Here is a 26,370-nt window from a genome sequence, read left to right on the forward strand (position 1 = left end):
GTCATTGCTCGTTGAACAGGACAACTCATGATTGACTCGAAAATACCGTCTGCGCTGCTGATATCATCGCTTATTGCGATAACGGGGTGCGACAGCAACCCGGCTCAACAGACTGAAAGCGTAGTTAATAGCGCAGATTCGCCGTCCACCTTTACCAACCCACTTATCGACAGCGGCCCGGATCCCTGGTTGCAGTGGTACGACGGCTACTGGTATCTGGCGACAACCACTTGGGGCGACGCCAACGTTGGGCTTACCATGCGCAAAGCAAAAACCATTGAGGCATTGAAGTCCGCTGAGCCGGTACAAATTTGGCAGGATGATACACCCGATCGCTGCTGCAATTTTTGGGCGCCCGAGTTTTTTCTGTTGGACGGCCCCAACGGACCGCGCTGGTACGGTTATTTTACGGGAGGCGCCGCAGGCGAAGATTATGTCAACACACAGTTTTCATTGGTGATAGAAAGCGTCGGCAACGATCCCATGGGTCCGTATACCTACAAAGGCAAATTGGTGGAACGCAACTCCCTTGACGCGACGGTATTACAACTCAACGACACTCTGTACGCAGTCTACAGCGAGTGGAACGATACTCAGGATATTGCGATAAAAAAAATGATCTCTCCCTGGCAGACCGTTGGCGCAGAAACCATCATCACCCGCCCGCAGCTTGACTGGGAAATTCAAAGTGGCACGGTTAACGAGGGGCCGGTTGCACTGCAACGCGATGGCAAAACCTGGATAATCTACAGCGCTAGCGCTTGCTGGGGACCGGATTACAAACTGGGCAAGCTAACCTATACCGGGGGAGACCCGCTGAGTGAAGACGCTTGGCAGAAAAGTCCGTCCCCGGTCTTTCAGCGCGATGATGTTAAGGGTGTGTTTGGCCCCGGGCACAATATGTTTTTTACGTCTCCGGATAACACTGAAGATTGGATGGCTTATCACGCGAACGATGCCGCAACGGATGTGTGTGATATGGGGCGCAGTACTCGCATTCAAAAATTATCCTGGAAGGCGGACGGGGAACCTGAATTCGGTGTCCCTGTCGCATCCGATGAGTCCTTGCACCCCCCCTCAGGCGAGACATCCCGCTGAGGGTGGATCGACATCAGTTATGCAGGCGTAACACTGTCACAGATTTTGGCGGCAGAGTAAGATCGCTGAGCGGTGATGAAAACGATATAGGCTCGATCTGGTGCGGTGCATCAAAGGTATTCTTATCGGTGATTTCACTCGCGGTTAACAGGGAACCCGTGGCTTTGCTTGCTTGATATTCCTGCAGATCAACATCAATGCTGGCAGAATTATTGGGGTCGAGATTAGCTAAAGCGAGGTAGATCTCACCATCTTCGCCAAGAGCAGCACTGGCCGTCACCGCGGGAATCGATTGCTCATCCATTTGGTACTGATTGGCACTGACGGTCATTGGCAGTGAGGTGGCGTTCTGAAAAACCTGGTACATACCAAACACATGGTAGGTCGGCGTCAACACCATTGCCTTTTGATCGGTGAGAATCATTGCCTGTAGAACATTGACCATCTGCGCGATATTTGTCATCCGCACCCGGTCTGCATAGGCGTGAAAAATATTGAAGTTAACGGCGGCCACCAGAGCATCCCGCAAGGTGTTTTGCTGATAGAGAAAACCCGGCTCCCGTCCCGGCTCTGGATCGTACCAGGTACCCCACTCATCAATAAAAAACCCATACCGACCTTCGGGATCATTCTTATTCAGAACATCAACGTTGGCCGCAATAATGCCATCGATTCGCAACGTTTGCTGGAGTGTGGCAAACCAATCCCGCTCGTCAAACTCGGTCGCACTCCCTTTGACCTCCCACTCCCCCGTTGGCATGGTGTAATAGTGATGAGAAATCCCATCCAACTGCTTCTTGGGAACAACCTGACTGAGATGATCAGTCCACTCCGTATGATCACCGTGGTACCCACTGGCAACCATTTTCGGCCGCTTACCTTTGGGTGCTTTCATAAACGTGGCATAGTGTGTGTAAAGATCGGCGTAGTATTCAACGCGCATCTGCCCACCGCACCCCCAGGTTTCGTTGCCAATGCCAAAATAGGCAATTTCCCAAGGCTCTTCTCTACCATGCTGACGACGTAAATTTGCCAGCGATGAGGTGGTATCGGACGTCATATACTCGAGCCATTCGGCCATCTCTTGCACACTGCCGCTGCCGAGATTGCCGTTGACGTAAGCATCTGCGTCCAACAGCTCAGCCAACTCAAAAAATTCATGGGTGCCAAATTCATTGGTTTCTTCTACCCCACCCCAATGCGTATTCACTTTCACCGGACGTGACTTTAACGGCCCAACACCATCGCGCCAGTGATATTCATCGGCGAAGCATCCTCCGGGCCACCGTATTAGTGGCACCTTAATCTCTCGCAATGCGTCGATGACATCGTTACGAAATCCTCGGGTATTGGGAATGTCTGAATTTTTTCCAACCCAGATTCCCTCGTAAATACCTCGACCTAAGTGTTCAGCGAATTGACCATAGATATCTTTGTTGATCACCGCGCCAGGTTGGTCGTCATCAATATGTATTGATATCTGATGCGTTTCTGCCTTAACGACCATTACCGGTAAATTGATCGCAACAATAAAAGCCGCGAATGTAAGTGATTTCATACGCCTTCCCTGTGATTATGTTATTGAATTCCTTCGGATGTCATTATGACTCGTTGTAATGTCCCATCCTTGTTGTAACTGAGCTTATCAATCGCCACAGAGCGCCTAAAACGCCCGCCACTGGCCTCGCCATTTCGTGGCGGCACGGCACCTGTGTGATAGATAAAATACGATTTATCGTTAAACTCGATGATCGACTGATGATTGGTTTCTGAGTTACCGGCAATTTCGTTCAATACGCCTTGATATTTCCAGGGGCCTTCAATGGAATCGCTGGTTGCATAGCAAATTTTTTCCGGGAAAAAGCACGCGTAAGAAAGATAGTAAGTGTCGTTTTTCTTGTGAACCCAAGACGCCTCTGTAAAGTGTGGAACATCAATGACGCGAATGGGCCCATCCAGATCGACCATGGAGTCACTCAATTTGACAAATTTTGGGACAAGATTTCCAAAAAAGAGATAGGCGTCGCCGTTGTCTTCAATAAAGACGGCGGGATCAATATCATCCCAGTCATTTTCCGTTTGAGAGGTCATGTTGTTGGTGATAAGCGCTGAGCCTCTGGCGTCTCTAAATGGACCGGCGGGATTGTCTGCCACGGCGACACCAACGGCAAATCCTGGCTTGCTGTCATCATGGCGAACGGTCGTATAGAACCAGTATTTTCCGTCCTTTTTCACCATGTGCGATGCCCAGGCGGAGCCTTTGGCCCAGCTGAAATCCGTTGCCTTCATAATGGGGGGATGCTCTTTCCAGGTCACCATATCCGTAGAGGAAAACGCGAGCCAGTCGTGCATTTCGAAAAACACATCATTGTTTTTCGCCTCATCGTGCCCGGTATAAAGCCACACCGTATCGCCATCAACGAGTGCAGCGGGATCGGCGGTAAACACATGTTCAAAGAGCGGGTTATCCGCCTGAACCGACAGCGCAATGGCGATCACGCTCATGGGAAGGCATTTCCTAAGCAACATAGTGGTCATCTCTTATCGTTAACGGTTTTCTGGTGGTGCCGCCCCAATCAAAGCGCTGCTATAGCCGGCTAAGGCGCCACGCGCGATTGTCGGCCATCCATCTTTCCAGCTAAGGGGAAGAATTTTGAGTTTTTGTTTGCCGTTATCTGCGGTTTCGTAGGCATGAAAGACCAGCCAATCTTGATCATCGATGCGATAAACACCATTGTGGCCCAGTGCGACCCACTCTGAATTGCCCTCCAACAGCAGACTGCCGCCCCCCTCCAGCATTGGCACCCCTTCTTTATCGAGATAGGGTCCGCCGATGTTACGGGACCGCCCCACCATGATTTTGTAGTCGCTGTCCAATCCGCGACAACACTTATCAAAAGAGACAAACAGATAGTACCAACCGTTTGAGCGGAATAGGAAAGGCGCTTCAACCGCACCGGCTCCGGGATCATTGGCAGAGGTCAACGCGCTCGCCGGGCGACGAGCCAGACTAAACCACTGCTGGGGTTCTGCTGGTTTTTCCAGTGAGGCATCGAGCTTAACCAGTTTGATTCCCTCCCAGAAAGAACCAAAGCTCATCCAGACATTCCCCTGCGGATCTTCGATAACGGCCGCATCAATCGCGTTCCAGTGATCTCGCTCTGGCACCGATTGCAGAACAATCCCCTTGTCGACCCACTCGTAATCCTCCGCATTCGGATTCAGTGTTTTGTTCGTGGCGACACCAATCGCCGAGGTGTTTTTTCCAAACGCGGAGACAGAGTAGTAAAGATAGAAACGTCCCTTGTGATGCAGAATATCGGGAGCCCAAAGATGCCCCTCAAATCCAGGAACCGTCGCTCTGGCCCACTCCGGCTCTTTGTCGAAGACTCGCCCAACCCAGCGCCAACTTGTCATATCCTCAGATTGGTAAATCGTGATACCAGGCCCGGTACTAAAAACATAGTAATAACCACCCTCCTGAGCCATGACAGGATCGTGGACTTCGACCTGCTGTGCGACGACACCGGGCACCAAGCTGTTGAGAAAAATAATTACAAAAAAGGCTGTTAATCTAACCATATCACTTCCATTGATCGGCGCTTTAGGCCAGGCGTTCCATTCCAGTAAAACCGTTTCGATAATTCGGCTATTCGTTTGCGCTCCCCTCCTAAGGCAGATCTTTTAACAACCGAACGCCGTAAATACCACCCGCCACGGAACCTTCATCGGCAACAAACCGGAGACGATGCGTACCCTCGTTCGCCGCCCTTAGAGCCTCTTCCGGTAACGGATAATCCATGGAGTAAAAGTCGGCACCCCGCTCTCCCGTTGATGTTACACGGGCGATAACAATGCCATTGAATTCGATTCGAAATCGCCGACCTGAGTCTGCCCCCCAATAATCAATTCGAAGAAAGTTGCCCTCGCCTTCAGGGTCAGAGAGCGTATAGCCAAACCAATCTTCGGCATGCCGCCAATGGCGACCAAAGTTAACACCCGCAATCGTTTTTTCGCCGGAAAAATTATGTTCAACTTCCGGCTGCTGTTCGCCCGGCGCAATCTTGTCCAGCGTGAGCTCAGTTAAACGTTGCAAACGCCGATCCTCGACAGCTGCCCGGGCTTGACGCTGCTGTAATTTCTGCGGTGTCGAATGAGGCCAGTAGACCATGTAACGGGATCGATGCACCCGGAAAAAGGGGATCAAGCGGTATTCCTCGACGGACGTCAGACCCGCACCAGGGAGAATGTCAAACTCGAGTTCACGGCTGCGATGCCTGGCGATATACGGTGTAATATCGGCTTTCTCCGTTACAAACACCGGTATCCTGTCGGTTGGACAAACGTCACCACTGGCGATGTGCCCCATACGACTGTCATCCCCAAAAAACGAGAGTGTTTCTCCAGGAAAAGGATCTGTTTTTGCGGCCAAGACAATGGGACCAAATAAAATGGCGAAGTAATCGGATTTGTCTGGCAAAGGCTCCAAGTGCAGTTGCATAGGTAACGCCAGAGTCACCTCGTCACCGGCCTTCCATTCGCCTTTGAGTGTTACATATTGGCCAGGGGTTACTGTCACCGGTTGAGCAACGCCATTGATTTTAACCCTTGCGGTCTTGTTCGCTGCCCAAGCGGGAAAACGTAGTTTAAGGGTAAGGTTCGCATCGCTTTGAAATACCAGGCGGGTGCTTGATTGATCGGGAAAAGAGGTTTCCTGCCGGAGGCTGAGTTTTTTCTCCGGCCACGTTAACTCTGAGGCAATAAACAGATTAACCCACAGGGTGTCATCCTGTTTGGCATAGATAAACTCGCCGTACTTCATATGATTTTCAATGCCGGAACCGACGCAACACCACATCGCATCGTCAGTACGGGAGTAGACTCGGTAATGTTGCGGTCGCATCGGCGAGAAATACACAAGACCGCCGCTCTGCGGATCCTGAGAAGAGAGAATGTGATTGTAGAGCGCCCGTTCGTAATAAGCGACGTAATCGACATTTTGCTCGCGCCTATATAATTGGCGAGTAAGCTTCAACATATTGTAGGTGTTGCAGGTTTCCGGCCCCTCCACATCGTCAACCATGCTGCTAAAATCGAGCTTATCGTGGAAATGCTCTCTGACACTGTTACCACCAATAGCCACACTGCGCTCGTTTACCACTGTCTGCCAGAAGAAATCGGCAGCTTGATGCCAAGCCGCGTTATCGGTTAACCGTGCGACTTCTTCAAAGCCAATCACTTTTGGAATCTGTGTGTTTGCATGCAGACCGTTGAGCCGATCCTGCCCTTTTAGTAAAGGATCCAGAAGCGCGTGATGGGATAGGCGCCGCGCCAGATCCAAATAACGTGTGTCACCGGTGATGTCAGCAACCTGGGCAAGCACTTCGTTCATTCCGCCAGGTTCGGTGATGAGCATCGTTTGTAATTGCTCATCGGTTAGGTCACCTAACAGTGTCAGCGTCCAATCCGAAAGATCGACCAACATTTGCCGGGCTTCCTGTCGTTCGGCAAGCAACCAGGCATCACGCAACCCGGCGAACGTTTTGTGAAGGTTATACCAGGGCACCCAGGCATCATTGAGGCTGAACAGATCCGCCTTAATATTTCCAGAACCGATCTCCGCCCAGAGTGTTTTTCCTCCCGGAATCCCCCCCAAATAACCAGTGCGCTGAGCCAACTGGGCGCGACGCATCTGCTTGAGCATATAGTCCAATCGCTCACCAACATCCTGCCGTCCGGTAGCGGCCCAAGCGAGACTCAAAGCACTCAGATAATGTCCACCCATATGGCCATTGAGACCACTACTTTCCCAGTTGCCATAGGGTTTGGCGTCAGACTCAAGCCCGGCTTCCACAAGAAACGGAGCCAGTAGACGATCAGCATCCAACGCCAGCACATAGTCGATGTTGCGATCCTGGGCGAGTTTAAACGGGCCATCCAGCAATCTGACCTGCTCCAACGGAAAATAGTCAAGTGCTCGCGCGGGAGCAACTGAGATCACAAAGAGCATCAATCCCAGGCAACATCGACGGATGCACCTCAACAACATGAGGCACCTGTAGACCAAGCACAGGGGGCAGTAGAATACGGTCATATCAATCAGAAAATGCCGCGCTGCCAAATACCGGCATACCCTCAGCATTCCAATTTAAGCGTTTCACAAAGGTGTGCCGGTCGGGATTCCACAAAGGATCTCCCTCGATTTCTGTGTAGGTTCGGGCGTGATAGACCAAAAGATCTGTCTCACCGTCTTCAGCCTTGGTGAAACTGTTGTGGCCTGGCCCAAAAATGTGATGCTCTGGGCTGCTGGTGAGTACCGGTGCAGCTGATTTCGACCAACTGGCCGAATCCATTAGGTCCGCGTCGCAACTGGCCCATAACAACCCCATCGCATAACGCTCGTCGGTGGCACTGGCAGAATAGGTAATAAAAATGCGATTGCCATGCTTGACCACCGCCGGTCCTTCGTTAACCCAGAATCCTTGGATTTCCCAATCAAATTCAGGAACACTCAATCGCATTGGCGGCCCCTCAATGGTGACGGGATCTCGCATGGGGGCGATCAACAAGTTTGAATTGCCCGTAATGCCCGGCTCTTTTTGCGCCCACAAATAATAACGAGTGTTGTTGTGTACAAAGGTCGTCGCATCCAGACAAAACGCATCGATACCGGAATCGATCTGCCCTTCAAACACCCAGTCCCCTGCCAGTGGGTTAGCCGACCGGCAAGACAGCGCATACATTCGGTGCTGAAAGAGATCGTCTTTAATCTCTCTGGACGGCGCTGCCGCAAAATAGATGTACCAAGCACCATCAATGAAATGAATTTCCGGCGCCCAGATTAATTCGCTGTAAGGACCGGAATCAGGCTTTTTCCAAACCATAACAGGCTCGGCGTTCGACAGATCTGACAAAGTGGTTGCACGACGCAACTCGATGCCGTCGTAGGCAGGCACTGACGCAGTAAAATAATAAAACCCATCAGAATGATTATGTATAAAAGGATCCGCTCGTTGCTCAATGAGCGGCGTCAACAGCGTCATGGTTTACTCCGTAAGTTGCCTTGCTAGAGGGGTTGCCTTACTGGTATAGCCGGCTTCTTGCGGTGCTACCGGCAGCCCGTTAGTTTGAAAGTCATTGTAAAAGTGATCGGTTATTTTGAAGCGGAACATCAGCAAACCCATGCACAAATGAAACACCCCGGAGATGACTGTTAGCATCAGAGCAATACCCGTCAGAGTAAAGGCAGACTGTGTTACACCCGGCTGATAATCAAACATCGTCAGCAATAGACCAACCACAAAACCGGCGAGCCCCATCCCGGCTTTCTGACAGAAAGAAATCCCGCCGAATGCGAGTCCGGAGACTCTCTGCCCAGTTTTTGCCTGCCCGTAATCTACGGCTTCCGCAATCGCAGACCAGAACACGGGGGCATGTAAGTCAACGACAAAAGACAGGACAAAATAGAAGATAAATGCCAGCAGGATGTCGCCGGTACCCACTAGAAAAAACATCAGCACACTGATTATCGCGACCAGCAGCTGACTCCAGCGGAATAACTGTATCTTGCAATAGCGTTTGGTAATCCAGGTAGAGGCAACCATCGCAAGCACAGCAGCGACAACCCCTGTGGTCAAAAACGCCGACAACATTTCCGCATCGGCGCCAAGATAATATTTTGCATAATAGGCAGCGACCGAATTGCGAATGACATAACCGAGCGTACCGGTAAAACAAACGGCACACAGAATTAGCCATTGATCGTTTTGCAGCAGATTGGCAAATTGCTCCCGCAGGGGTCTATGATCGACCAGATGATCAACCCGCTCCGTGGTTGTCGCAAAACAGAACAGTAGCAGCAGAGTTCCAAGAGCTGCCATAACGCCCATGGCTGCCTGGTAGCCCTTCGCCAAATCCCCGCCACCCCACTGGCTGGCCATTAATGGAACGATAATGGTCACACAAAAAGCGGCAATTTTCGCGAAGAACAAACGATAACCGTTAGCGGATAACCTCTCTTTGGGATTGTCGGTTAATACGCCAATGAGGGAAATATAGGGAATGGTCACCGCCGTAAACATCAGGGTTACCAAAATATAAGTGGCATAGGCCCAGACCAGTTTGGCGTTATAGTCCCAGTTGGGTGTGGTGAACATCAAAAAGACAGACAGCCCGAAGGGAACAGACAGGTACAGAAAATACGGACGAAAACGTCCCCAACGCGAGGATTTGTATCGATCGGTCAGCACGCCCATTAACGGGTCGGTGATCCCATCGATCAATCTGGTCGTCAAAAACAAAATCCCCATATGGGAAGGCTTAAGACCAAAGATATCAGTGTAAAAAAAAGAGACGATGAGGAACATGGAAGATATGACGACATTGACCGCCATATCGCCAGCACCATACCCGACCTTTTCAAACGTCGTGAGTCTGGATGTTTGCATTATTTTTTTTATCTCTGCTCTGTATAGGTTGCGGCCTTGCAACAGAGTACGACGAATCCGAACAGGCCCAGTGTACGGATAAATTTATATCATATTATATGATAATTAAAAACCGTTTTTTAAACGCCCTGCTGTCGCGCTTAATAGGCAGCTATCCATGCAGCCATACATTCAGCAGACACACGGTAGGGTGTGATGTTTCGCCGGCGGGTAATCGTTACGTGAAAGATTGAGGCATAGACATCATTGAAGATGCAAAAGCAGAGACTGCTTTTTCAGGGAGAGTGCCTGAATAAACCAAGTCTTTTAAGATAACAAGAGTCGCCAACGCAAGAAACACAAACGTTAGCAACGGAATAGCGGGATTGCGCGCTGCGTTATTTGGCAGCGCCTTCCGCAACCTCATCTGGCACACCGAGATGAATCGCTGCAGACTTATAATCCATAGTGACAACAAAGTGCTTCAACATATCCGCACCCAGGACACCGACCACCTTCTTCCCTTTGATGCGGGTTCCTGTTTTTTCGTAACGGCTCTCGAGATAAGACTGTTCGCCCTCTTCCGTAAATACCACTGGCACACTTTCCATCTCAAAAGGACCCAAGCTGACGTCATCAATGATCGCGATTTCCGAATCGACGGTTTTATGAACGCCGCTGACTTGGGTCTGCAGAGTCGCGCTATCGAGTAAATCCAACTGGGATGCAGCCTTTCGATCCAACATAATAGCCCCGGTAAAACCGGTATCCACCAGCAACCAGACGGGACGCTGATTAATCGATACTTTTACAATGGGTCGATCCAATCCTTGCTGTAAGCGCGCGGGTATATTTTTGAGCTCACGCATTTTTAAGGAATCTCGCGACATAATCCGCATACGCAGATTGGGATAATCGATTTGAAAGATAAACGCCTGGAATAATGGCGCACCAATGAGCATCGCAGAATCACCCGGCATGGGCAGATCCAAAACATTGTCGAGGCGACTGCTGACCCCAAAAAGCGTTACAGGAACATCCACAAATTGTTTGCGCGACTCTTTGCCCAGCGCCCCGTAAACCTCTACAACGCCAGAGTGGTCGAAATCGAGCTTGTTGACCTCGCGAAAAGACTGGCTGATTCCATGAGTCCAGGCGCCGGAATCCAGAACAACCATGGCATCTACGCCAGCAACCTGACCTGAGATGGTTATGTGACCGTCATCCCAAGTAAATGGTACCCATTCACTCACAGCAGCGCGTGCCAGAAAGGGACAACAGAAGAAAAAGATGAGCAGGCACTGGGAAATTCTAATATTGCGCATGATTAACATCCCTATCAACCCATGACATTGACCGGGACGTTAGCACAAGAGTACCAGTGGTTTAATAGCTCTTAACAAATTTCAACAGCAGGCTGCAGAAAAAGAAACAACAAGCGCCAAACAACACGGTCGTCAAGCCAAATATTTCAGCAAGATTCGGATTGCGCCCCTATACGCCGCACCCTAAAGTCAGCACACACCCAACCTACCCTAGGCCTCGGCACGAGCGCCTGTGACAGGGCCACTGGATAACGTGCGGTGAATACACGGTGCGACAAGCACACGCTAGTAAATTCAAGCGGACTCGATTCCGCATTTTTCTTGAGTAGGCTGAGCCTGTTCATTGATTTCGACAGATGATTAAAGGAGTAACGGGTATGAACATAACGCAAACGCTCGTGGGTCTTGCGTTTTCTGGATTATCGTTCGTGACTTATGGAGAGTCCATCAGTGACATAGAAACACAACACGATGGATTTAAACTGGCGTCGATTCCTTGGGAGCCCGCTGCAAAAGACGGCACCCAATATGCACTTTTAGAAGGTGATCGCGAAACGGCCTCGCCCTTCAGTTATGCCTTTCGAATTCCCGCAGGATTGTGGGACAAACCCCATTGGCACAGCCAAACGGCAAGGGTCTTGGTTGTTACGGGCACGCTGTCGATTGGCTATGGTGAAACCATCGACGAGTCTCGGTTAACCCACTATCCCGCAGGATCGCTGGTCATTGTACCTGCGGGAGCGATACATTTTGACGGTTCCGATGAGGACACCATCATTTATGGCGTCGCTCAAGGGCCTTGGCGCACAGAATATTTGGATAAAAACCATAGCGGTTCAGCAGGTACACCGCAACACGAATAGTCTCTACAGATTCGCCCGTGAATCAGGCCTAAAGATTTAAGAAAAATTCAGAATCACCACGACCCCAGCTGAAGAACTGAGGTCGTGAGAAGGTTAGAGGTGAGGAGATTTGATCAGTGGTATTCCTCACCACCGGAGACATTCATAGACTCTCCGGTGATATAAGCAGATTGATCAGAGCATAAAAACGCGCAGGCTTTGGCAGTATCTTCCTGCAAACCAGGACGCCCAAGCGGAATCCGCGCTTTCATTTCTGACATGTAGGTATCCATGTCGCCCTTGGAGAAATGCTGGTTCTGCCATGCGCCCAGCCCTGTGGTCACATGGTTGGGGCAGATGGCGTTCACATTGATGCCCTGCGCACCCAGCTCTTTGGCAGCAACACGAGTCAATCCTACAACACCATGTTTGGATGCCGTATAAGCACCGGCTTCAGCAAAGGCTGATTTGGATGCCTGAGATCCAATATTGATAATACGGCCACTGCCCTGCTTCACCATCTGACGGGCAGCGTGTTTAATACCAAGGAACACACCGCGCAGGTTAACACCCAAGACAGTATCCCAAGCTTCGACATCGGTATCGACCAAGGGCGTCATAAGATAACCAACACCAGCGTTGTTCACCCAGATATCAATGGCCCCAAACTCCTCGACGGTTCTCGCAGCCAGGGCTTCAACATGATGCTCCTGCAAGACGTCACATATGGCTGTTGCAACTTCGCCCCCTGCTGCCCGCAATTCCTCTGCGATAGCCTCCATCTCAGCCGTCGTACCAACGGCTGACGCTGGCAACAAATCGCCAGAGGCGTGTCCTATGTCAGCCAGCATCACCTTGCAACCTTCGTCGACCAGACGTTTTGCAATCGCTTCACCCAACCCCTGGCGGCGACCGGCACCGGTGATAACGGCAACCTTACCTTGCAGCTCGCTATAAACTCCCATCGTCGGTCCCCTTACAGCGCCGTTGTGGTGACAAAGAGAGGGTTGTCGGCGAAGGAGCGAAATTCTGCGGCAACTCTTTGCATGGTCTCAGACGCCGCATCGGCGCCCAACGCTTCCAAACTGGTGATGTCCAGAATTTCCATATATTGGTAGGGCGACTCACCACCACCGAGCAATTCACCACACTTTAATACCTCAAAACTGTTTACAGATTCGAGCGCACTGGCGGTTGGGATATCGGTCTCGCGGGCCCAGGCTTCATAGGCGGCAACATCCGCGTCTGCGTGGAGATTAAACAATACGACGATTTTGCTCATTTTATGCTCCGAATAGGTGTGTCGGGATCCGCTGCGCAGGCAGCAAGAGAAGGCGTTTGACAAGTGATTTCAGCCAGTCTATTGACTGCAGCAATGTTATGTCAATATATCATTTGAAATACTGCGAAGATTTGACATATAGTTATACCGTTATTTCTTAGCCGGGACGCCTGTACAACAATGACCTCCACCCTGTTTGACAAAATATGGAACGCGCACCTGGTCGAAGATCTGGGGGGCAATACTGCCCTCATCTATATAGATCGGATTTTTCTGCATGAGCGCACAGGCTCCATTGCGCTGCAAAGTCTCGAAGAAGCACAGCGGGAAATCCGCCATCCCGATACGGTTTTCTGCACCATGGACCATATCGTAGACACCTTCCCCGGCCGCAGCGACATTACCTTGATGCCCTCCGGTACCGAATTTATTCAAGCGACCCGCACAGCGGCAAAACGCGCTGGCATTACGTTGTTTGATCTCGATGACGAGCGCCAGGGCATTGTCCACGTGATCAGTCCCGAGCAAGGCATCGTGCAACCGGGGCTGACTCTGGTTTGCCCAGATAGCCACACCTGCTCCCAGGGGGCGCTCGGTGCGGCCGCATGGGGAATCGGCTCTTCGGAAGCGGAGCACGCCATGGCGACCCAGACGCTGAGGATCAATCGCCCGAAAAACATGCGGGTAAACTTTGAAGGTCAGCTCGGCCCGGGCGTCACGGCCAAAGATATGATCTTGCACCTGATTGGCGCCTATGGCGCCCAGGGTGGCAGCGGATACGCCATTGAATTTGCTGGATCCGCCGTGCGTGAACTCAGTATTGAAGGCCGTCTCACTCTCTGCAATATGGCGGTTGAGTTCGCAGCCTTTACTGGATTTGTCGCCCCCGATGAAAAAACCTATGCCTACCTCCAAGGTCGGCCACACGCGCCAGCGGGATCAGCATGGGATACGGCCATGGCCTACTGGCAGACCTTGTACAGTGATGACGACGCGGTCTTCGACCAGGAAATCACCCTTGATGCCAGCCTGATTGAACCGACCATTACCTGGGGCACCAGTCCACAACACGCCCTGCCCATCAGCAGTTCGGTACCCTTTCTCAGCAGCTTCAGTGATACCGCCGCACGCCAATTGGCGGAACGGGCGCTGACCTATCAGGGATTGGAATCTGGTACCGCATTGGCCGGGCTCAAAATCGACAACGCATTTATTGGCTCCTGCACCAACGCCCGCATCGAAGATCTGCGCGCAGCCGCAGCCATTTTGCGGGACCGCCATGTGGCTCCCAACCTCAAAGCGATATGCGTTCCCGGTTCACAGCGGGTAAAAGCGTCTGCAGAAGCGGAGGGATTGGATAAGGTCTTTAAAGACGCCGGTTTTGAATGGCGCGAGAGTGGCTGCTCCATGTGTTTCTTCGCCGGAGGCGAGCACTTCGGCGCCGGTGAACGTGTGCTGTCGACCAGCAATCGAAATTTTGAATCCCGACAGGGGCCGGGAACACGAACTCATCTGGCGAGTCCCGCAACTGTCGCCGCCAGCGCTATCCAGGGCTGTATCACCGACCCCCGCAGCCTGAATTAAAGAGGATTTCATGCAAGCATTTACGCGACACCAGGGAATTGCAGCGCCGCTGAGGCAAAACAATATCGATACCGATGCCATCATACCCAGTCGGGAAATGAAACGGGTTTCCAAAAAAGGACTTGGCACCGGTTTATTTGCGGTGTGGCGTTACAGCGATCCCGCCACCCGCACGCAAAACCCGGACTTTATTCTCAACCAAGATGCCCATAAAAATACCAGCATACTGTTAAGCGGAACCAATTTTGGCTGCGGATCGTCGCGCGAACACGCTGTATGGGCGCTGGATGAATATGGAATTCGCAGCATTATTGCTGTCGGTTTTGGCTCAATTTTCTATCAAAACTGTATACGCAATGGCATTCTTCCGGTGGAACTGCCAGAGTCCGAGATTGATGTACTGGCAGACCAAATTGAAAGCGATCCACAGCACCAGAAAATTACGGTCGACCTGGAAAACCAACAGGTGATTGCGCCTCAAGGCGATACCTTTCATTTCAGCATTGCCGCCGAACACCGCACCATGCTGCTCAAAGGTCTCGACAGCATCGGACTGACGCTGCAATCCGAACCAGCCATCAGCGCCTTTGAACACAGCGATCAAAGCCGACGCCCCTGGCTTTATTCTCGCTAGACGGGCTCAATATCAGTACCTACGATGTCAGCGCTGTATAAAATGACATCTAAAAACTCAACTGTTCCGGCGCACCAGCCTCATCATCACCTACGCCAGTGTTAACTGGCGAACGTCTCTCTCCGCAAGGAAACACCATGCCGAATTCAAATTATTCCTGCCATCGCGGCTTTGTACGTATCGATGGCCGCCGTGTGCACTACCGTCGCTGGGGCGAAGGCCCGGTTATTTTGATGCTGCACGGTTCACCCCAGTCATCCCGCGCCGTCGAAAAGCTGAGTGTGTTCCTCGCCGACAAAGGGTTTTGCACCATCGCACCGGATTCACCCGGCTATGGCTTGTCGACACCTCTCGCCAACGCCATCGGTGCCGAGGTCCAGGATTTCGCCCGCGCACTGAAGAAATTCACCGACGCGCTGGAGTTAACGGCATTTGGTCTCTATGGCTTTCATACGGGCGCATCCTTTGCCGCAACCTATGCAGTACTCTATCCAGAACAGGTCACAGCACTAGCCTTCGACGGCAATCCCGCCTGGACAGACGCCGAACGCAACACGATATTGCAAGGCTACCTACCGCCCTTCACGCCCGACTGGAGCGGTTCTCATATGACCTGGCTGTGGTCGCGCATCGAAGAACAGGTGGTCTTTTTCCCGTGGAATATCGCCGAAGATGCTACCCGCATGGACTATGACATGAGCACCACCGAGCACCTGCACGGCAATGTTATGGATTTTCTGGAATCTGGCGACCCCTACCGTCATGGCTATCGAGCATCCTTTATCTTTGATGCCAATACCTGGATTCCCCAATTAAAGGTGCCCTGTCTGGCCGCCGCTATGGACTTCGATCCACTGGCGGAACACTATAACCGGCCTGCCTGGAAAACCTGCAACACGCAAACCTTCGCCACCATGGCAGAGATGTATGAAGGCTTTGCCAATCACTTTCGTCAGCATCCTGGCGATACCGCACCAGCAACCCTCCCCCTCTTCCCTGACGACGCAGGAATATGCAGCGGATGGGTAGGCCCGGCAGGGAAGGCACTAGCTTGGGAAGGTAAATTACCCACCAGCGATGACGAAGAGACTCTGGTACTGATCCCTGAAGCCGGCGGCTCTACTCGCCCGTTTCGACACTGCCTGTTCGCTGCCTCTCACACCCAGTCTGCCATTGCGATAGAACTGCCTGGCCACGGCAACAGTGATCGGCGCACCGATGCCGAGGCACCGGCAACCGTTCCGGCGATAGGAAAAGAAATCGCCGAGGCGTGTGACGCGTTAGGAATAAAGCGCTACCGAGTCATCGGCAAACACTTGGGCGGGCAAATCGCCGCCTGGCTGGTTAATGAAGGCTACGCGACCCGCGGTGGCAGCATTGGCATAAATCGAATCGATGCCCAACTCGCCGATGATTGGGCAGAGCATTATGCGCCAGAGCTAGCACCAGAGTGGGATGGTGCTCATTTAGTCAGAGCGTTTCGTATCGCTCGCTGGGAGCAAGTATTTTATCCCTGGTACAAGCGCGAACGAAACCACGCTCGCAAACCCATTGGACTGATGGACCCTGAACTCACGCACCAGCGTGCTGTCGACCTTTTGCGGGCGGGGAAAACCTGGCAAGCGGCCGTAAACGCAGAAACAACATACGCCGTTGAGACAAGCATATCTTTGGGCGACCGTTTTCAGTTTTATGCCCTTGAGAGCGACCCACGCTCAACAGAGCAACAGTGCCAGAGTTTGCAGGTGAAATATCTGTCTTCCGATCCCTACAGTTGGATAACGGTTTTTAACGAGGACTGACCGCTTAACGCAGTAGGTTGCTTTAGCACAAAGCGTAAGACAAAAAAACCGGAGGCCAAGGCACTCCGGTTTTTTGTTTTTGACTAACTCAAGCAGAATCAGCAAGAGCCTCTTCGACCTTTTCGTGCTCGGGCTCAGCCATCGAATAGCGATAGCGTCCCAATCCCAACAGCAGTAATGCCCCCAAAAATAGAACAAACATGGTGACATATAAAATCGAGGAATAGCTGCCAGTGCGATCAAACACCATTCCAAAAATGGTTGGAGCAAACCCTGCACCAACGCCAAAGGCGCTGTAGACACAGCCGTAAATTGTCGAATACGAAGCCATTCCAAAATAGCGAGCCACCAAAAAGGCGAGCAAGTCATACTCCACGCCGGCGGCAAAGCCAATCATAATGATGGCAAATGCCGCCGTGGTGTGAGTGAGATCGCCAGACGCCAGGAACCAGCAGGAAAACACTGGCAACGACAGCAGACAGAACGCAACCCCCGGTGCCCAGAAGTGATCAATAAGCCAACCACCGAGCATACGACCACACAGCACAGAAATACCAATTAACGGCACCAGTGACGCAATGGCGTGAACATCAAAGCCATTGGTGGATAGAATGTTTTCTATATTTGGTATGGGGCCACCAATGGCAAACGCGATGGGCACCATGGCCAGCATTATGATCCAAAAACGCCGATCGCGAATCGCTTCTGCCAACGACATGCCGGTCGTCGCCAGACGATCTCGCTCGGGATTCGGTGCGCGTTCAATGCCCGCAGCTTCTGGAGATTCCCGGAAGCAAAACCAAGCCACAGGAAAAGCAATCGCCAAGGGCAATGCCGCAACAACCACGTAAGCACCGCGCCAGCCAATCGACTCAATTAAAAACGCCGTCAGAGGCTTGATCAGTGCACCGAATACACCGGTGCCAATTAAAGAAATACCAAGTGCTAATCCCTTCTTGCGTTCAAACCATACGTTGACAGCTCGCGTCCAGGTGATGGGCAGCGTACCCGCGCCGGCGGCGGCCATAATGCCCCAGGTCGCATAGAACAGGTAAATAGAACCGTTGCCAAAGGCAAACAAGCCAAAGCCTAAAGAAAAGCCGACAACAGACAGCAAGGCGACTTTGCGCACCCCAAATCGGTCTGCTAAATGGCCCACAACAGGACTCAATACCAGCACCACTAAGGTTTGCACCGTGATGCCGAACATCATCTCACCAAATCCCCAGCCAAATTCTTTCGCCAGCTCCGGGGCGAACATGCCGATGGTATAAAAAGGTACAGGCGATAACCCCAATCCGATACCCAATGCCGCGGCCAACACGACAGGCCAGCCGAGTCGAAACTCGTTCTCTGATGCGGCAGGATGACTCATAGTGCTTACCTCTTAACCCAACAAATAATGATTAAAAACCAATTACTGAACACAAGTAACTCTGGCACCGGCGGGCGACCGCTGATGCCAAGCCAGTTTACGCTGCCCCCAACAGACGGTATCTCGCCCGCTGCCTGCTGGCAAGACAACACCGCCAACCACAATGCCGAGAACGCCTCTTACCGGCAGTTGGATATGCTCGTAATGGCTATACATGGACGTCTCGTAGCTCACCAATTCAATGCGGGCAACTGACGCCTCGGGACCGAACAGACACATGTGTAATTGCCCTCCCTCGGGCAACCCCACCAAGGCCTCGATGGCTGGGCCGGAAAAATATTCATCCAATTGCAGCTGACCACCCAGGGATCGATAAAATTCGCACTCCGCATCCATATTTTCAATCGTGAAGGTAAACGAAGCTGGCTCGCCGATACTCCGATGATTCACCAGATAAGACGCGTCGACAATTTCGAGCAGGCCGATTCCGGTATGATCTGGCCCGATAATATGAGCATCGCGATAGCGAACCCCACTTTTTTCGTATTCGACCCAGGGCCCCCGAAAAACAACGCCAGCACGGGTCAACTCGTCCCATACCCGGGGCAGATCACGGACAAGGAAATTGAGGGTTTTGGGTAAGGCATCGAGCGCCCAAGCGCGCTCCCGATAGTTGCCACCCGGCTCGAGAACTTCAACGAGGTGAACACTGGTTAAACCGCGCGGCGCCCCCAAGCGCACACGTCGGCCCACACGACGATCATCTTCTGCCCAGAATCCGGGAAGACCGCCTTCAGGCCCTTCGTGCCAATCCAATAACTGTAAACCGAGGGACTCGTGCCAAAAATCAACAGAGGCTTCAAACTGACCCGTGGCAACGATGACTTCGCTCACGTAAGGAAAATTCGAGAAGGATTCCATGTCACTCATACCCATCACTGGCCAGGATTGCGATTAAGCGATTGCGTTACTGATTTGATCCCAGCCATGACTGGTGGCGCTCATGGAAAACCACCTTATAGTATTATTGATATAACATTCAACTATTTGTTGAACTTTTATAAACACCTGACCAAGTCGTCAAAAAAAGCCGCCAAATACAAGTAAAAAGGCGCCAAAGTCACTTTGCTATTGATATCATTTAATATATTGTTATGCCTTTAATACTTATAAGCAAAAAAGCGACCGAGAGTCGCTGTTAATAGAATGACCGTGGGGCTTGGCCGTGGATTTTTTACTCATTAAATACCTACACATACTCTGTTTTGTCTATTGGCTTGGCGGAGACCTTGGCACTTTTATCGCCAGTCGCTCGTTGATTAACGAAAGCTACAGCAGCAGTGCGCGTGTCGTTGCCGCTAAAATATTGATTGCCTGTGACCAGGGCCCCCGCTTTGCGATGCCACTTATTCTGGCAACTGGCATTCACATGGCTTGGCTGCTGCACTTGTTGCCTGGCCCCGGCCTTATGATTGTTGGATCCTGGCTTATTTGCGGTTTTTGGCTAGCACTGGTCATTGCACTGCATTTTATTCACGGCAAAACGCCTGCCTGGATTACCTACAGCGACTGGACATTACGCATCGCCGTATGCCTGACCGCATTCACCTGCGGCATCAGCACACTGATCACTCAGAAGCCTTTATTGGTTGATTGGGCAGGGCTGAAGCTATTACTTTTCAGCTTGACCGTCCTAATGGGATTGCTGGTGCGCGTGAAGCTGAAGCCCTTTTTTGGCGCCTTCGCACAGCTGGCTCAGGGCAATGATGACGCCGACACCAATCGCATCATCCGCGGCTGCATACAAGGCACCGTCCCCTATGTGATGACCATCTGGGTCTTACTGTTTATTCTCGCCGCCATCGGCGTTCACCTTATTCCCTAATGTTACACCGTACCGACTCGCTTTGGAGAAGACTATGAGCTATCGCACCATCCGCGGAAAGATTTTATACACCAGCCTTAAAGAAGAGCGCATGGGCCAAGAGCGTGGCCGCGAATTTTTCAGCATCACGGAACAAGCCGACGGTGTTCGTGTCATGCATGCCCACTGTGAAATTGACGACGCCCCTATGGTTGCCCGCGACGTCGTATTGAGTGTTGATAAAGACTACTATCCGCTGGACTGCCACACACGCCTTTCAGTCGACAATCGTTTTGAAGGTAGCGGCTGGTTTCGTTTTACCAAGAACCTGGCTGAGTGCGAAACCTACAATTGGCGCGACGGCCGCATCAGTCAGAAAATTGATCTGGAAGCCCCGATTCGCTGGTTGGGAACTCACCCAATTGTCGCCGATGGATTAACCTGTAAGAGTTTTGATCTGTCACAGGGACCAGGCAAACAACACTTTAAAAATATGGCACTAACCAGCCCTGACCATCGCGGCGCGACAGGTCCTATGTTGTTTTTGCTCGGCTATTCGCTGGAGTACATTGGCAAAGAAACCATCACCGTGCCCGCCGGAGAATTCGAGTGTCATCGCTTCCGCTTTGGCGATACCGCCGGTGAAATGCCTGAAGAGCATCCTGTCTACGACGTTTGGTGTGAGGCAAATGATTTCTTCGCCGTTGCTGCAGAAGCTGGCGGCTATATGAAGACTCGCTACGAATTAACGGAATTGACCATCGAAGGATAATCCGTCCAAGGAGGGGAAGCCTCCCCTCCTGTTCATTTCAGGGGCTTTAAAAAGCCCTGACGTCACGACAAGGCATTCGCCACAGAAAAGGTCGCATCCTGCAGCGCGGGATCTCGCTCCACCAAATTCACCATAAACCCATCTGGATCACGCAGACAGACTTCCCATTGCTGGGTGTGAGGCATTTTAAAGAGCGTTGGATTCGGAGCCCAGATGGCACCGTGATCCCGTGCCGCAGCAAGTGCTAAAGGAACATTGTCGACATACAAGACCAAACACGCCTCACCCACTCGTATCGGCCCCGCATAAGCCGGCAACGCCGTTGCAGGCACAGGGGAAATGGCAAACAACCCGATCATACCGCAGTTAGGTCTACCCTCGGGCCGCAGGATTCGACACTGCACTGTCGCATCAGCGGCTAATCCCATAACCGATCGCGCCGACGCTGCATCCAAGGGGCCTTCAAAATACACCGAATCAAACCCTAATGCCCGGTAAAATCGGGTTGAACGCTCCAAATCCGCTACCGTCAAAGCGCTGCGAATCAAGGAAGATACCGAAAAATCCATCATATTCTCGCCCATAAACTGTGTTACATCGGCCCTTTGAATTCCGGCCAGCGACTTTGCTTGACTCGCCAGGCCAACAACCCGGCTTTGGCAATATAGTCCACGACCATCGTCGCGTAGATCCAGCTTACTGGCGCATCCAACGCGAGCAACACCAGCGCACAGCCGAATCGAACCACCAAAGGCCCAAGAATGACGCTGTACAAAGGCCAGCGGGTATCGCCAGCACCCTGCAGCGCGCCCACTAAGACAAAGTCTGCAGCCAACAAGGGTTGCACTAGCGCGAAAAACTGAATAAAGAGCTTGGTGTAATGCGCAACATCACCAGGCCCCACCAACCAGAGTGCAAGGGATTGCGCATACACTCCCATAAATAATCCCAGCAGGGTCATACTCCCTAATGCGGCAATTAACCCAGCGCGTAGCGCCTGCTTTGCCCGTTCAGGATTACTGTCTCCGAGCGATTGCCCGACCAGAACCGCAGTGGTAACCGAAAAGCCATAGCCAATAACCACAGAGAGAGCTAACAACATAATGCCAGCACCGTAGGCGGCAAAAGGCGCCGTACCGTAACGAGCCACCACCCATAAAAACGCCAGAACAGCAAACTGTCGCAGCATCTGCTCAGCCGCGGCAGGATAGCTTAATTGCCACAGCTTACCTGCCCCAGATAACGTCCAAGGGCCGCGCCACAGCGCCGCCAACTGTCGGTGCATGACCACCAACATGACGCACAACCCCAACAAATTCCCCAACCCGGCTGCCGTAGCAACTGCTGCAGCACCAGAGACAGGCAACCAACCATCGCCAGGAACCAACTCCCAGGTCAACCAGATGGTCAACACATTTAATACGACGCCACACGCCAGTGGTATCCAGGCTTCATCGCACGCCCGCAGTCCGCCGGCCAAAATCAGATAAATTCCAATCGACGCAATGTAAGGCACCAATGCGCGAATATACTGCACACCTTCAGTACTAGACGCCGCATCCAGACCCAGTGCAATAAACATCCAGGGTGCACCGAACCAAAAAATCACAGACATCAAGAGTGAAACGATGAGTACAGACAGGAGTGATATTCGCAACCACCCCTGGGCGGCTTCAGGATCCTTTGCGCCCCAAGCTCGAGACACCAGCGCCATGGTGCCAATATTCAAACCGAGTAAAAGCGCCTGTACGATAAAATAAAGACGCTGCCCGGACGTCGCAGCTGACAGGGTCGATTCCCCGAGAGGCGCCACGACTTTAATCGTCACTATCCCCACAATGGCTGTCATGGCCTGAACACCACCCGCAGACAGCGCGATGGAAAACATGGGCTTTAGCAGTCGCGTCGCGGGCTCTGCTTCGTGCACTTCACATTGGGTCGACATGGCCGTCCTCGTTTCGCCAGAGAGTTACAGGCAGCCGACTCTTACCGCGACACCATTTAACAATATTGTTATATTTTTAAGTCTTTATAAAGAGATTATTTGCCGATCCCTTTCAACAGTAGATAAAACAAGGCATTAGAGGGGAAATTCAAAAGATAGGTCATTTTTATCGTCGCGCTTTTTATGCAGAAAATGACGGAATAAGTTGCAGCACACTTTTATTTGTTATATAGATATATCTTTCAGACGATAAAACAAAAAAGTGCTTCAGAGAGATACGTACAACCTTGATTTTTTCTGTTACCGCCCGGGGGGGCACACTATGAAGCCGTATGTATACAAAAAACCACGCGTTGCCAAAAAGCGGGTCATTTTGGCAGCAGCGATATCGTCCGTTGCAACACCCGCACTCGCTCAGCTTGAGGAGGTCGTGGTCACGGCTCAGTTCAAAGAGCAGGACTTGCAGAGTGTTCCTCTGGCCATCAGTGTTATCGACGCTAAGGCGCTAGAGGCTCGCAACATGACCAACGCGCTCGATATCAACGAGTCCGTCCCGAACATCAACATGGCTAGAAATACCGGCTCTGGGAGCGCCATGAAGATCTTCTTGCGCGGTATCGGGGAAGATGATGCCCGTGTCACCATCGACACTGCTGTAGGTATCTATATCGATGATGTCTATGTAGGTCGCCAAAGTGCCGCCCTGTTTGATCTGGCTGGTATCGATCAAATTGAAGTTCTGCGCGGTCCACAAGGGACTCTCTATGGCCGAAACTCCAACGGTGGCGCTGTCCGTATCACCAGCCGTCAACCAACCCTGGAAGACGAAGTGGAACTCAAAGGCAGCTTTGGTTCGGATCGACTGGCCAATGGTTCCATTATGGTAAACCATGCACTGTCGGATAACCTGGCAGCGTCGGTCACTCTGATGAACCACAGTCGTCGCGGCTACATGAAAAATACCGACAACGGCGACTATCTGGGTGATGTCGACAAGTCAGGTGCACGCCTTGCGATCAAATATTTCGGCGAAACCTGGGAAACACTCTTCTCGGCCGACTTTACCCGCGACCGTTCAGAGCCAGGTTATCCCTCTCGCGTTGAAGACAATGATGGTGATTTCTTCACCACAGACAATTCACAGTACAACTTCATGGACACAGCCTATATCGGTAGTGGTACTGAGCTGGGCGACTATTTCAACACCGTTTATCAATCCGGCTATTCTCTAAAAGCATCCCGCATGATTGGGGATATGGAGTTTACATCCATCACGGCCTATCGTGAGATGCAAAACGAACTCTATACCATCATCAGTCTGCCTTATTACCATGATTTGGAACACTGGCAGGCCAGTCAGGAATTCCGTTTGCAAGGCGAAGGCGACAATTCTGAATGGGTAACCGGGCTCTACTTCTTCCATGAAGATTCCGATCAGTACGTCGAATACATCTACGGTACGGCAGACCTGCAACAAACGACCGATTCTGTCGCTCTGTTTGGCCAGTACACCTACGACCTCACTGAAAAGCTGCATTTAACCGGTGGTGCTCGTTACACCTTCGAGAAAAAAGACTTTGAATCTGCTGTATCTGATGATTACTGGGTAGCTGCAGGTATAGAGAATCAAGGTTCTGATGACGAAACCTGGGGCCAATTTTCCTGGAAAGGTATCGTCGCCTATGACCTTAACGATGTCACCATGGCCTATGCGTCAATCGCAACGGGCTTTAAGTCAGGCGGTTGGTCACCCGATACCTTTGTTTCGGTTGATGAAGAGAAAGTGACCACCTATGAGCTGGGTATTAAGACCTCTCCCACAGACAGTGTTCGTGTCAACCTTAATGCGTTTTATAACGACTACACCGATCTGCAGCTGAACGGTACAGACCCAGTAATCGGCGGCTTTTCGCGCTTTAATGCAGGCGATGTTAAAACCTACGGTCTTGAAGCAAGTCTCAACTGGCAGATTACCGATAGCCTATTCTTGGATGCCTATGCCGGAACTCTTGAGGGCGAATATTCAAAAGTACTGCCAGCCGCTGCCTACTTGATTGACGAGGATCGTGAATTAAAACAGGCACCAGAAATGACCTACGGTTTCAGCCTGACCCACACCCAACCAATAGCGAGTGGCGAACTTACCAGCAGCCTAAACTACGCCTTCACCGACGAGCAATACAATGATATTGCCAACACCAAACTGGTGATGCGTGATGATACTGAAATCGTCAACGCCCGTATCGGATATACCTGGGGTGGCGATACCGAATACAGCGTCGCACTCTGGGGTAAGAACCTGCTAGACGAAGAGTACGCTGGCGCAGCAACCAGCGGCAACCTCTCTGTTTATCCCGGCGATCCACTGACTTGGGGGGTCGATCTCGAAGTCAGCTTTTAACAGACCGCCAAAACACGTTTAGGTACTCTGGGGAGCGTTAGCTCCCCTTTTTTTTCGTGCTGTTAAAGAGCAGCGGTGACCTGAATCACCATATCCATTAGCGTTCAATCAATTCAACGAGCTCGCCTGCAGGTCCTTGGAAGGCTTGGGTGGGACGATTCTGATAAAAAGAACCAGGCAGGCGGTAGATAGGACCCAAAGGTTCCGCAGTGATTGCTGCCAGAGAATCTACCTCGAACGTCATGCAACCAATACCATTGGCCAAACCCGAGGCGCAGCGTTCTGGCGCACCAAACGCATCAACTTCATCGATTTCGATAAAAGACTGTCCCTGCAGCTGAATAGACGCAATGGGATATCGCTGCTCCATTGGCCGCCCCAACGCTTTGTTCAACACGGTTGCGCGGGTGTCAAATGCCAGCGGCTCAGCGCCGCAAACAGCGCCATAAACGTCGAGAGCCTGTGCCCGATCTGGCACAGCCAATACCGGAATAAATAAACGATCATAGAGTGCAGCAGGCATAGGCATATCGAAAGGAGGAACCGGTCCGGAAACGGACGTCAGGTAATACACTTCGCCCAAGGGGCCAGCAAACTGGCAAGCTTCAATAGCGTCGTTAACATCTAGTGCCTTGGGTTCCCCTAACATCGTAAATGGGCTGTCGACCAAACGGTCGGCAACCTGCTGCACATCGCTGACCAGAACTTCCAGAGACATCCAGCCCAGAGCTGACAACGGCTTGGGTACAGCGGCATCAGACTGTTCGATCAATCTCAACCAAGGCGCATCCGTCTTACTGCTCAAAATGCAATAGCGGCTGCCCGCCAGACTCGGCATTCCCCAACCTTCTGCAAGCTCAGGCGTCAACTCACCCTCTTCCAGCGTTTCCAGCTGTAAATGCTGGCAATACAGGCCTTTGACTTCAGCGATATTTTTCGCAACCAAAGTGCCGTTTACAACCGGCCCAACAGTACCGGCGGGTAATAAATCCGGTGTACTTCCCATAAATGACTCCTGCA

Annotated in this window: 22 protein-coding genes; 8 read left to right on the forward strand and 14 right to left on the reverse strand. The window is 51.7% G+C overall.

Going from position 1 to position 26,370, the window contains the following annotated elements:
* Positions 1-27 precede the first annotated feature (27 nt).
* Positions 28-1,098, forward strand: a complete 1,071-nt coding sequence (locus ACXAFR_RS00465; RefSeq protein ID WP_475170521.1) for a glycoside hydrolase family 43 protein — start codon at positions 28-30, stop codon at positions 1,096-1,098.
* A gap of 13 nt (positions 1,099-1,111) precedes the next feature.
* Here the strand turns inward: ACXAFR_RS00465 and ACXAFR_RS00470 are convergent, their stop codons facing one another.
* The 7 genes from ACXAFR_RS00470 to ACXAFR_RS00500 form a co-directional block, all read right to left on the reverse strand.
* A complete protein-coding gene (locus tag ACXAFR_RS00470) occupies positions 1,112-2,656 on the reverse strand; it encodes an alpha-N-arabinofuranosidase (RefSeq protein ID WP_475170527.1) in 1,545 nt (514 codons plus the stop codon).
* Positions 2,657-2,676: 20 nt separating this feature from the next.
* The gene (locus ACXAFR_RS00475) at positions 2,677-3,603 is read right to left on the reverse strand and encodes a glycoside hydrolase family 43 protein (protein WP_475170533.1); all 927 of its coding nucleotides are present in this window, start codon (positions 3,601-3,603) and stop codon (positions 2,677-2,679) included.
* Positions 3,604-3,645: 42 nt separating this feature from the next.
* Complete coding sequence (locus ACXAFR_RS00480; RefSeq protein ID WP_475170539.1) at positions 3,646-4,680, reverse strand: family 43 glycosylhydrolase; 1,035 nt, start codon at positions 4,678-4,680, stop codon at positions 3,646-3,648.
* A gap of 88 nt (positions 4,681-4,768) precedes the next feature.
* Positions 4,769-7,108 carry a beta-L-arabinofuranosidase domain-containing protein gene (locus ACXAFR_RS00485; protein ID WP_475171868.1) on the reverse strand — a complete coding sequence of 780 codons (2,340 nt, stop codon included), beginning with the start codon at positions 7,106-7,108 and terminating at the stop codon, positions 4,769-4,771.
* Positions 7,109-7,193: 85 nt separating this feature from the next.
* Positions 7,194-8,141, reverse strand: coding sequence for a glycoside hydrolase family 43 protein (locus tag ACXAFR_RS00490; protein WP_475170545.1), 948 nt, complete (start codon positions 8,139-8,141; stop codon positions 7,194-7,196).
* 3 nt (positions 8,142-8,144) lie between these two features.
* On the reverse strand, positions 8,145-9,545 hold the full coding sequence (locus ACXAFR_RS00495; protein WP_475170551.1) for an MFS transporter: 1,401 nt from the start codon (positions 9,543-9,545) through the stop codon (positions 8,145-8,147).
* A gap of 377 nt (positions 9,546-9,922) precedes the next feature.
* A complete protein-coding gene (locus ACXAFR_RS00500; protein WP_475170558.1) occupies positions 9,923-10,849 on the reverse strand; it encodes a retropepsin-like aspartic protease in 927 nt (308 codons plus the stop codon).
* 377 nt (positions 10,850-11,226) lie between these two features.
* Here ACXAFR_RS00500 and ACXAFR_RS00505 point away from each other — a divergent pair, with 377 nt between their 5' ends.
* Positions 11,227-11,712 carry a cupin domain-containing protein gene (locus ACXAFR_RS00505; RefSeq protein ID WP_475170565.1) on the forward strand — a complete coding sequence of 162 codons (486 nt, stop codon included), beginning with the start codon at positions 11,227-11,229 and terminating at the stop codon, positions 11,710-11,712.
* 113 nt (positions 11,713-11,825) lie between these two features.
* On the opposite strand, the gene ACXAFR_RS00510 is transcribed toward ACXAFR_RS00505, so the two are convergent.
* Entirely contained in the window at positions 11,826-12,656 is an 831-nt protein-coding gene (locus tag ACXAFR_RS00510) for an SDR family NAD(P)-dependent oxidoreductase (RefSeq protein ID WP_475170568.1), read from the reverse strand.
* Positions 12,657-12,667: 11 nt separating this feature from the next.
* Positions 12,668-12,973, reverse strand: coding sequence for an REDY-like protein HapK (locus tag ACXAFR_RS00515; protein WP_475170571.1), 306 nt, complete (start codon positions 12,971-12,973; stop codon positions 12,668-12,670).
* 180 nt (positions 12,974-13,153) lie between these two features.
* Here ACXAFR_RS00515 and leuC point away from each other — a divergent pair, with 180 nt between their 5' ends.
* From leuC to ACXAFR_RS00530, 3 genes are all read left to right on the forward strand, one after another.
* Positions 13,154-14,557, forward strand: coding sequence for a 3-isopropylmalate dehydratase large subunit (gene leuC, locus ACXAFR_RS00520; protein WP_475170574.1), 1,404 nt, complete (start codon positions 13,154-13,156; stop codon positions 14,555-14,557).
* Positions 14,558-14,567: 10 nt separating this feature from the next.
* Positions 14,568-15,191, forward strand: coding sequence for a 3-isopropylmalate dehydratase small subunit (leuD, locus tag ACXAFR_RS00525; protein ID WP_475170576.1), 624 nt, complete (start codon positions 14,568-14,570; stop codon positions 15,189-15,191).
* Positions 15,192-15,328: 137 nt separating this feature from the next.
* Positions 15,329-16,993, forward strand: coding sequence for an alpha/beta fold hydrolase (locus ACXAFR_RS00530; RefSeq protein ID WP_475170578.1), 1,665 nt, complete (start codon positions 15,329-15,331; stop codon positions 16,991-16,993).
* Positions 16,994-17,081: 88 nt separating this feature from the next.
* Here ACXAFR_RS00530 and ACXAFR_RS00535 read toward each other — a convergent pair whose 3' ends face one another.
* Positions 17,082-18,368 carry an MFS transporter gene (locus tag ACXAFR_RS00535; RefSeq protein WP_475170580.1) on the reverse strand — a complete coding sequence of 429 codons (1,287 nt, stop codon included), beginning with the start codon at positions 18,366-18,368 and terminating at the stop codon, positions 17,082-17,084.
* Positions 18,369-18,410: 42 nt separating this feature from the next.
* Entirely contained in the window at positions 18,411-19,298 is an 888-nt protein-coding gene (locus ACXAFR_RS00540; RefSeq protein ID WP_475170582.1) for a VOC family protein, read from the reverse strand.
* A gap of 295 nt (positions 19,299-19,593) precedes the next feature.
* Here ACXAFR_RS00540 and ACXAFR_RS00545 point away from each other — a divergent pair, with 295 nt between their 5' ends.
* Together ACXAFR_RS00545 and ACXAFR_RS00550 are read left to right on the forward strand one after the other, a co-directional pair.
* The gene (locus tag ACXAFR_RS00545; RefSeq protein ID WP_475170587.1) at positions 19,594-20,253 is read left to right on the forward strand and encodes a hypothetical protein; all 660 of its coding nucleotides are present in this window, start codon (positions 19,594-19,596) and stop codon (positions 20,251-20,253) included.
* A 34-nt stretch (positions 20,254-20,287) separates the two neighbouring features.
* Complete coding sequence (locus tag ACXAFR_RS00550) at positions 20,288-21,004, forward strand: hypothetical protein (protein ID WP_475170592.1); 717 nt, start codon at positions 20,288-20,290, stop codon at positions 21,002-21,004.
* 62 nt (positions 21,005-21,066) lie between these two features.
* On the opposite strand, the gene ACXAFR_RS00555 is transcribed toward ACXAFR_RS00550, so the two are convergent.
* Positions 21,067-21,576, reverse strand: coding sequence for a VOC family protein (locus tag ACXAFR_RS00555; RefSeq protein ID WP_475170596.1), 510 nt, complete (start codon positions 21,574-21,576; stop codon positions 21,067-21,069).
* A 20-nt stretch (positions 21,577-21,596) separates the two neighbouring features.
* Positions 21,597-22,949, reverse strand: a complete 1,353-nt coding sequence (locus ACXAFR_RS00560) for an MATE family efflux transporter (protein WP_475170601.1) — start codon at positions 22,947-22,949, stop codon at positions 21,597-21,599.
* 322 nt (positions 22,950-23,271) lie between these two features.
* Between ACXAFR_RS00560 and ACXAFR_RS00565 the strand changes: the two genes are divergently transcribed.
* Positions 23,272-25,350 carry a TonB-dependent receptor gene (locus ACXAFR_RS00565; RefSeq protein ID WP_475170603.1) on the forward strand — a complete coding sequence of 693 codons (2,079 nt, stop codon included), beginning with the start codon at positions 23,272-23,274 and terminating at the stop codon, positions 25,348-25,350.
* A 97-nt stretch (positions 25,351-25,447) separates the two neighbouring features.
* Here the strand turns inward: ACXAFR_RS00565 and ACXAFR_RS00570 are convergent, their stop codons facing one another.
* Complete coding sequence (locus tag ACXAFR_RS00570; protein WP_475170606.1) at positions 25,448-26,356, reverse strand: hypothetical protein; 909 nt, start codon at positions 26,354-26,356, stop codon at positions 25,448-25,450.
* Positions 26,357-26,370 lie beyond the last annotated feature (14 nt).

It is taken from the genome of Pseudomaricurvus sp. ABR4_320, from assembly GCF_056159445.1.

Bases quoted from the DNA above. Each gene is read 5' to 3' on its own strand.
- leuC (WP_475170574.1), top strand. From the start codon at position 13,154: ATGACCTCCACCCTGTTTGACAAAATATGGAACGCGCACCTGGTCGAA.
- ACXAFR_RS00490 (WP_475170545.1), bottom strand. From the start codon at position 8,141: ATGACGCTGTTGACGCCGCTCATTGAGCAACGAGCGGATCCTTTTATA.
- leuD (WP_475170576.1), top strand. From the start codon at position 14,568: ATGCAAGCATTTACGCGACACCAGGGAATTGCAGCGCCGCTGAGGCAA.
- ACXAFR_RS00480 (WP_475170539.1), bottom strand. From the start codon at position 4,680: ATGGTTAGATTAACAGCCTTTTTTGTAATTATTTTTCTCAACAGCTTG.
- ACXAFR_RS00500 (WP_475170558.1), bottom strand. From the start codon at position 10,849: ATGCGCAATATTAGAATTTCCCAGTGCCTGCTCATCTTTTTCTTCTGT.
- ACXAFR_RS00535 (WP_475170580.1), bottom strand. From the start codon at position 18,368: ATGAGTCATCCTGCCGCATCAGAGAACGAGTTTCGACTCGGCTGGCCT.
- ACXAFR_RS00570 (WP_475170606.1), bottom strand. From the start codon at position 26,356: ATGGGAAGTACACCGGATTTATTACCCGCCGGTACTGTTGGGCCGGTT.
- ACXAFR_RS00565 (WP_475170603.1), top strand. From the start codon at position 23,272: ATGAAGCCGTATGTATACAAAAAACCACGCGTTGCCAAAAAGCGGGTC.
- ACXAFR_RS00540 (WP_475170582.1), bottom strand. From the start codon at position 19,298: ATGAGTGACATGGAATCCTTCTCGAATTTTCCTTACGTGAGCGAAGTC.
- ACXAFR_RS00470 (WP_475170527.1), bottom strand. From the start codon at position 2,656: ATGAAATCACTTACATTCGCGGCTTTTATTGTTGCGATCAATTTACCG.
- ACXAFR_RS00515 (WP_475170571.1), bottom strand. From the start codon at position 12,973: ATGAGCAAAATCGTCGTATTGTTTAATCTCCACGCAGACGCGGATGTT.
- ACXAFR_RS00495 (WP_475170551.1), bottom strand. From the start codon at position 9,545: ATGCAAACATCCAGACTCACGACGTTTGAAAAGGTCGGGTATGGTGCT.
- ACXAFR_RS00505 (WP_475170565.1), top strand. From the start codon at position 11,227: ATGAACATAACGCAAACGCTCGTGGGTCTTGCGTTTTCTGGATTATCG.
- ACXAFR_RS00465 (WP_475170521.1), top strand. From the start codon at position 28: ATGATTGACTCGAAAATACCGTCTGCGCTGCTGATATCATCGCTTATT.
- ACXAFR_RS00485 (WP_475171868.1), bottom strand. From the start codon at position 7,108: ATGCTCTTTGTGATCTCAGTTGCTCCCGCGCGAGCACTTGACTATTTT.
- ACXAFR_RS00530 (WP_475170578.1), top strand. From the start codon at position 15,329: ATGCCGAATTCAAATTATTCCTGCCATCGCGGCTTTGTACGTATCGAT.
- ACXAFR_RS00555 (WP_475170596.1), bottom strand. From the start codon at position 21,576: ATGATGGATTTTTCGGTATCTTCCTTGATTCGCAGCGCTTTGACGGTA.
- ACXAFR_RS00475 (WP_475170533.1), bottom strand. From the start codon at position 3,603: ATGAGCGTGATCGCCATTGCGCTGTCGGTTCAGGCGGATAACCCGCTC.
- ACXAFR_RS00550 (WP_475170592.1), top strand. From the start codon at position 20,288: ATGAGCTATCGCACCATCCGCGGAAAGATTTTATACACCAGCCTTAAA.
- ACXAFR_RS00560 (WP_475170601.1), bottom strand. From the start codon at position 22,949: ATGTCGACCCAATGTGAAGTGCACGAAGCAGAGCCCGCGACGCGACTG.
- ACXAFR_RS00510 (WP_475170568.1), bottom strand. From the start codon at position 12,656: ATGGGAGTTTATAGCGAGCTGCAAGGTAAGGTTGCCGTTATCACCGGT.